The sequence below is a fragment of the Corynebacterium sp. genome (assembly GCF_012838985.1).
Lineage (GTDB): Bacteria > Actinomycetota > Actinomycetes > Mycobacteriales > Mycobacteriaceae > Corynebacterium.
Window position 1 is genome coordinate 1 of sequence record NZ_DUOE01000160.1, and the last position, 6,884, is coordinate 6,884.

Consider the following 6,884-nt stretch of genomic DNA (forward strand, 5'->3'; position numbering starts at 1 on the left):
CACGAAGAAGCACAACCAGGAGGTCGCGGACTACCGTGCCGGTAAGTCCGGTTCCGCTGAGTTCCCGGAGGATTCCGGTGAGCTCGTCGAGGCTGCACCCGCGACCCCGCGTCGCACGGTGTCCGGCCCGGATGCCCCCGGTGTGGGCAGCACCTGGCGCCCGGACCGGCGCTGACCGGCGGTCACGGCGGGGGGACGCCGCTCAACCGCCTATAATGTGCATTTCAGCATCCGGTGGTGAGCCGGGGGACGGAAAGTAGGCGAGACGTGGCGATGCGGAAGATGTGGGGGGTGACGGTCGCCGCGCTCACCGCGTTGAGCCTGGTGGCCTGCTCCGGAGGCCCCGGGGAGGGGCCGGGGGAGGAACCGGAGGTCGCGCAGAGCACCGACTTCTTCGGTTACCTGGTGGACACGCCGCTGCTCACCACGAACGCCGGCAGCGAGGTGGGGTCCTCGTCCAACACGGAGGCATTGTCAGGTCGGCTGTACCCGGCGGTCTTCGTGCCCGGCCCCTCGGGGCAGATGATCCCCAACACCGACCTGGTCACCACGCAGGTGCTGCCGGGAGCCAACCGGCAGGTGGTCTACACCCTCACCGAGAACGCCCGGTACTCGGACGGTGTGCCCGTCACCTGCACGGATTTCCTGCTCCACTACAAGGCCGGTGTCCACCGGTCGCTCTTCGGCTCCCACCTCCCGCAGACGGAGGAGGTGCTGCGCCTGGACTGTGAGCCGGGGCAGAAGCGCTTCACCGTCGTGTTCAACGAGAACTCCGGTGGCCGCTGGCGTCACCTCTTCGGACCGGGGACGGTGCTGCCCTCCCATGCGGTCGCGGCGAAGGCCGGGCTCACCGAGAACGAGCTGCACACGGCCCTGGTCTCCGATGACTGGTCCACCCTCTCCGAGGTGGCGCCGGTGTGGCGTGACGGTTTCGACCTGGACTCCTTCGATCCGGCGTTGCAGGTGACGTCGGGCCCCTTCGTCATCGACCGGGTGGGGGAGCAGGGCGAGGTGCTCCTCGTCCCCAATGAGCATTATTACGGTGACGCCCCCAACCTGCGGACCATCGTGGTGTGGCCCGGCGGCACCGATCCGCGGCCGCTCAACGAGGTTGGTGCGCTGCGTATCGCCGATATCCGCCAGGGACGGTTCGTCGACCGCGATGACCCGACCAACACGCTGACCATCGAGGAGCGGGTGGGCGACCTCACCGACACCCTGGTCCTCGCGGACGCCGGGGTCCTGGGGAGCCCGTGGTCCCGGCAGGCCTTCGCGGCGTGCGTCGACCAGCGGGCCGTCGCCGCGGAGTCCTCGCGGGTGAGCGGCATCGAGGTGCCGCCGGTCGGCCTGCATTCCCTGCAGCACAACGATCCGCTGGCACCGTTGCTCGGGGACCTGGCGGAGGGGCACATGGGCACGGACATCACCCGGGCCCAGGGCCTGTGGGGCTCCACCGTGCGGATCGGTTACGCCGGCCCCAATGAACGCAAGGCCGCCATGGTCGAGTCGATCCGGGCCTCCTGCGAACCGGCGGGCATCACGGTGGTCGACGCCTCCGCGGAGGCCGGCACCCTGGCCGACCTCAACCGCCTGGGGACCGGGCAGTGGGGGGAGCAGGTCGTGCGCGAGGGGGACCTCGACGCCGTGCTCATCGCGGTGGATCCGATGGCGGAGGTCGGTTCGGCGTCGGCGCGTGCCAGCGCCCTGGCGGACCTGCGGACGGTGGAGGAGGACCTCTGGGAGCAGGTGCCGGGCATCCCCCTGTCCGCCCAGCCCCGCCGATTCGTGATCGACCGCACAGTGGGTAACGTAGTGGTGTACACAGGTCTGGCCGGTATCGGCTGGAACATGGACCGATGGCTAAGCGAGGACGACGGTGGCTCAGCAGACGCAGACGAGTAGATACGGCAGCGCCCGCGAGGCGCTGGCCGCCCGCATCCGTTACGTGCAGGACTGGCCGGAGGAGGGGGTGCTCTTCGAGGATCTCACCCCGGTGCTCGCCGACGCGGACGCCTTCCAGATCGTCGTCGATGAGCTGGCCGACGCCTGCGAGCGCCTCGGCGCCCAGATGATCGGCGGACTCGACGCCCGCGGTTTCCTCCTGGGTTCCGCCGTCGCCTACAAGCTGGGGCTCGGCATCCTGGCGATCCGCAAGAAGGGCAAGCTGCCCCCGCCGGTGGTCACGGAGGAGTACGCCCTGGAGTACGGCAGCGCCGCGCTGGAGGTCCCCGCCGACGGGCAGGAGCTGGAGGGCGTCAGGATCGCGCTTGTCGACGACGTCCTGGCCACCGGCGGCACCCTCGTCGCCGCCCGCAGTCTCATCGAGCACTGTGGCGGGGAGGTCGTCGGCAATGTCGTGGTCCTGGAGGTCCCGGAGCTCGGCGGCCGTGACAGATTGTCGGATCTTCCTCTGGTGGTGATCAACGAATGACCGATCGTTCCCGTCAGCGCTCCAATGTCGGAGTGCGCAGCATGTCAGCCCGGCTGGCGCGGTCCCTGACCGGCAGCCGGGTGAAGACGAATCCCGTCCTCGACCCGTTGCTGTCCATCCACCGGCAGTTCCACCCGCGGGCTGACGCGGAGGTCCTCTCCCGTGCCTATGAGCTGGCGGAGTCGCTGCATGAGGGGGTCTTCCGCAAGTCGGGTGACCCCTACATCACCCATCCGCTGGCCGTGGCCACCATCGCCGCGGAGATCGGCATGGACACCACGACGCTGGTGGCGGCCCTGCTGCACGACACCGTCGAGGACACCGACTACTCCCTGGAGCAGCTCACCGACGACTTCGGCGCCGAGGTGGCCCGTCTCGTCGACGGCGTGACCAAGCTCGACAAGGTCGCCCTCGGGGCGGCCGCCGAGGCGGAGACCATCCGCAAGATGATCGTGGCGATGGCGCAGGACCCGCGTGTGCTGGTGATCAAGGTCGCCGACCGTCTCCACAACATGCGCACCATGCGTTTCCTCCCGCCGGAGAAGCAGGCGAAGAAGGCCCGCCAGACCCTCGAGGTCATCGCCCCCCTGGCGCACCGCCTGGGTATGGCGAGCGTCAAGTGGGAGCTGGAGGACCTGTCCTTCGCCATCCTCTACCCGAAGAAGTACGACGAGATCGTCCGCCTCGTGGCGGACCGGGCCCCTTCCCGGGACCGCGCGCTCAAGGAGATCGTCACCCAGGTGACCACCGCGCTGCGCGACAACAACATTGACGCCGAGGTCATGGGACGTCCGAAGCACTACTGGTCGATCTACCAGAAGATGATCGTCCGGGGCCGCGACTTCGACGAGATCTTCGACCTCGTGGGCATCCGCATCCTCGTGGACAACGTCAACAACTGCTACGCCGCCATCGGTGTGGTCCACTCCCTGTACTCGGCCCTGCCGGGGCGGTTCAAGGACTACATCTCCTCCCCGCGTTTCGGCGTCTACCAGTCGCTGCACACCACGGTCATGGCCCTGCAGGGGCGCCCGCTGGAGGTGCAGGTGCGCACCCACGAGATGCACTACAACGCGGAGTTCGGCGTCGCCGCGCACTGGCGCTACAAGGAGACCAAGGGCTCCCACAAGGGCGACCGCGAGGAGGTCGACCAGATGGCGTGGATGCGTCAGCTGCTCGACTGGCAGAAGGAGGCCGCGGACCCCAACGAGTTCCTCGACTCCCTGCGCTACGACCTCACGGCCAAGCAGATCTTCGTGTTCACCCCCAAGGGTGACGTGGTCAACCTGCCGGCCGAGTCCACCCCGGTGGACTTCGCCTACGCGGTCCACACCGAGGTCGGCCACCGCTGCATCGGCGCCAAGGTCAACGGCAAGCTCGTGGCCCTGGAGTCCACGCTGAAGTCCGGTGACCGCGTCGAGGTGTTCACCTCGAAGGACCAGAACGCCGGCCCGTCCCGGGACTGGCAGGACTTCGTCGTCTCGCCGCGGGCGAAGGCGAAGATCCGGCAGTGGTTCGCCAAGGAACGCCGCGAGGAGCACCTGGAGGCCGGCCGCGACGCCCTCGCCGCCGAGGTCCAGCGGGGTGGCCTGCCGATGCACCGTCTGTTCACCGCGCAGTCGATGAAGACGGTGGCCACGCAGCTGCACTACCCGGACGTCGACGCCCTGTACACGGCGATCGGTGCCGGCAGCGTCTCGGCGCATCATGTGGCCAACCAGCTCATGGCGGCCTTCGGCGACCGGGATGACGCCGTCGACGCACTCGCCGCCCGTACCCCGATCTCCGAGATCATCAGCTCGCGTGCGCGGGCGACTGATTCGGAGGCAGGTGCCGGTGTCCTCGTCGAGGGCAGCCCGGACGTCATGGCGAAGATGGCCAAGTGCTGTCAGCCGGTGCCCGGTGACGAGATCTTCGGCTTCGTCACCCGCGGCGGGGGAGTGTCGGTGCACCGCGCCGACTGCACCAACGCCGAGAAGCTGCGCATGGAGCCCGAGCGTCTCATCGACGTCGCGTGGGCGGCCTCGGGTCTCTCCGGCGGGGCCTTCGCGGCGACGCTCCAGGTGGAGGCGCTCGACAGGCAGGGGCTGCTCTTCGAGATCACCCGCGTGTTCAGCGACCAGAAGCTGTCAGTGATGTCGATGAACTCGCACGCCTCCGACGACCACATCGCGACGATCCGGATGACGTTCTCCGTGTCGGACACGAAGCAGCTGGGTCAGCTCCTGACCACCCTGCGTAACACGGAGGGCGTGTTCGACGTCTACCGCGTCACCGCCTGATCACACGGACACCGCCACCCCCACGAGTGCTCACACTTGTGGGGGTGGTGGTTCTTTAAGAGGCGGTGTCGCGGGTGAATGGCGGGGTCACGTGAGATGTCGGGGCGGTGAAATCCGGGTCCCGGGAACGTGAAGCCGCAGGAAGTCGTGCCGCCGTCCCCGGCGGGCAGGTCAGGGACAGGTTAGAACTGTGTCTGATCCGTTATCTGACGTCTTCCCTCAGGAGTTCCCCGTGTCTCTCCGTCGCTTCGGCCGTTTCCTGGCAGCCACGACCACCACCGCCCTCGCCCTGACCCTCGCACCGGTCGCCGTCGCCGAGGACACCACCGTCGAGTTCTCGGTGTCCAACATCACCGACTTCCACGGCCGCCTCGAGGCGAACAGCCGCAACGGCGAGCTCGGCGCAGCGCTGCTCACCGGCCTGAACAACCAGATCAACGGCCCGGAGAACATCCTCACCACCTCCGGTGACAACGTCGGCGGTTCCGCCTTCGTCTCCGCGATCACCGACGACCGTTACACGATGGATTTCCTCAACGCCGCCGGCGTCGGGGCCTCCGCGGTGGGCAACCACGAGTTCGACAAGGGGCAGCAGGACCTGCTCGAGCGCATCGTCCCGGCCTCCGCCTACCCGATCCTCGGCGCCAACGTCTACCGGGCTGACGGCTCCCGCCTCCTGCCCGCCTCCACGGTCGTCGAGCAGGAGGGCGTCAGGATCGGTTTCGTCGGCACCGTCGCCACCTCCACCGCGGCCAAGGTGTCCCCGGCGGGGATCACCGGCCTGGAGTTCCGTGACCCGGTCGTCGAGACCAACACCGAGGCCCGCCGCCTGAAGGACTCCGGCGAGGCGGACGTCGTCATCGCCCTGTTCCACGAGGACGCCGCACGCTACGTCGGCGGCTTCGACGCAGAGGTCGTCGACTTCCTCTTCGGCGGTGACTCCCACCAGCAGTACGCAGTCGCCGATGCACCGCTGCCGTACGCGCAGTCCCTCGAGTACGGCAAGATCCTCACCGACGTCGACTTCACCTTCAACACCGGCACCCGGAAGATCGAGTCGGTCACCATCGAGCAGTACGACTACGCCCGCGCCGAGTCCCTCGGTGTCGTCCCCGACGCCGCCGTCACCGCCATCGTCACCGCGGCGAAGGAGCAGGCCGACGCCGTCGGTGAGCAGGTCGTCGCCACCCTCGGCAACTCCTTCTACCGCGGAAACAATGACGGCGCGGAGCCCGGCTCCAACCGTGGCGTCGAGTCCACCCTCAACCACCTCATCGCCGAGGCACAGCGTGCCTCGCTGTCCGCCCTCATCGAGCAGGACATCGACCTGGGCCTCATGAATGCCGGCGGTGTCCGCCAGGACCTCCCGGCCGGCGAGGTCACCTACGCCCAGATCGCCGGTATCCAGCCGTTCGGCAACGAGGTCTCCGTCGCCACCCTCACCGGTCAGGCCATCCTGGACACCCTGGAGAACCAGTGGAAGACCGAGGGCGACCGCCCCCGCCTGGCACTGGGCGTCTCCGAGGGCTTCACCTACTCCTACGACCCCGCCGCACCGCAGGGGGAGCGCATCATCGACGCCCGCCTGAACGGTGAGCAGATCGATCCGGCCCGGGAGTACCGCGTCGCCGCCTCCACCTTCCTCTTCGAGGGCGGCGACGGCCTCATCAACCCGGACGATGTCCGTGACATCCTGCTCGTCGGCTACATGGACGTCCAGGCACTCATCGACCACCTCAAGTCCGACGAGACCGTCGAGGCTCGATCCGCACAGTCCGACGTCGCCGTCACGGTGGAGGGCACCGTCGCCGCCGGTGAGACCCTCACCCTCCACCTGGGCTCCCTGAGCTACTCCTCCGAGGGCGAGGCCAAGGCCACCACCGTCACCGTCACGGTCGGTGACGTCTCTGTCGAGGCGGAGGTGGACAACGACTTCTCCGCTGTCCCCGCAGGTCTCGGCGAGCACGGCACCGCCACCGTCGAGCTCACCCTCCCGGCGGGCTGGGACGGCGAGCCGCTGGTCATCAGCACCGACACCGGTACCGAAATCACCGTCTCCCTGACCGCCGCGAAGACTCCTGAGAAGCCCACGTCCTCCCTGCGCTCCTCCCTATCCTCCGTCGGCAGCTCCCGCTAGACCGCAGACGGCCGGACCCCGCATCATGCGGGGC

The 6,884-nt window shown here is 68.5% G+C and carries 4 protein-coding genes; all 4 read left to right on the forward strand.

Features of this window, described 5'->3' with window-relative positions:
* Positions 1-273: 273 nt before the first annotated feature.
* The 4 genes from GXZ33_RS09225 (at position 274) to GXZ33_RS09240 (ending at position 6,850) form a co-directional block, all read left to right on the forward strand.
* Positions 274-1,902, forward strand: coding sequence for an ABC transporter substrate-binding protein (locus tag GXZ33_RS09225; RefSeq protein ID WP_291340745.1), 1,629 nt, complete (start codon positions 274-276; stop codon positions 1,900-1,902).
* Positions 1,877-2,431 (forward strand): adenine phosphoribosyltransferase, encoded by a 555-nt coding sequence (locus GXZ33_RS09230; RefSeq protein ID WP_291340742.1) that lies wholly within the window; start codon positions 1,877-1,879, stop codon positions 2,429-2,431. The genes GXZ33_RS09225 and GXZ33_RS09230 overlap by 26 nt, the downstream gene beginning before the upstream one ends.
* Positions 2,428-4,713 carry a bifunctional (p)ppGpp synthetase/guanosine-3',5'-bis(diphosphate) 3'-pyrophosphohydrolase gene (locus GXZ33_RS09235; protein WP_291340743.1) on the forward strand — a complete coding sequence of 762 codons (2,286 nt, stop codon included), beginning with the start codon at positions 2,428-2,430 and terminating at the stop codon, positions 4,711-4,713. The genes GXZ33_RS09230 and GXZ33_RS09235 overlap by 4 nt, the downstream gene beginning before the upstream one ends.
* 232 nt (positions 4,714-4,945) lie before the next feature.
* Positions 4,946-6,850, forward strand: a complete 1,905-nt coding sequence (locus tag GXZ33_RS09240; protein ID WP_291340744.1) for a bifunctional UDP-sugar hydrolase/5'-nucleotidase — start codon at positions 4,946-4,948, stop codon at positions 6,848-6,850.
* Positions 6,851-6,884 lie beyond the last annotated feature (34 nt).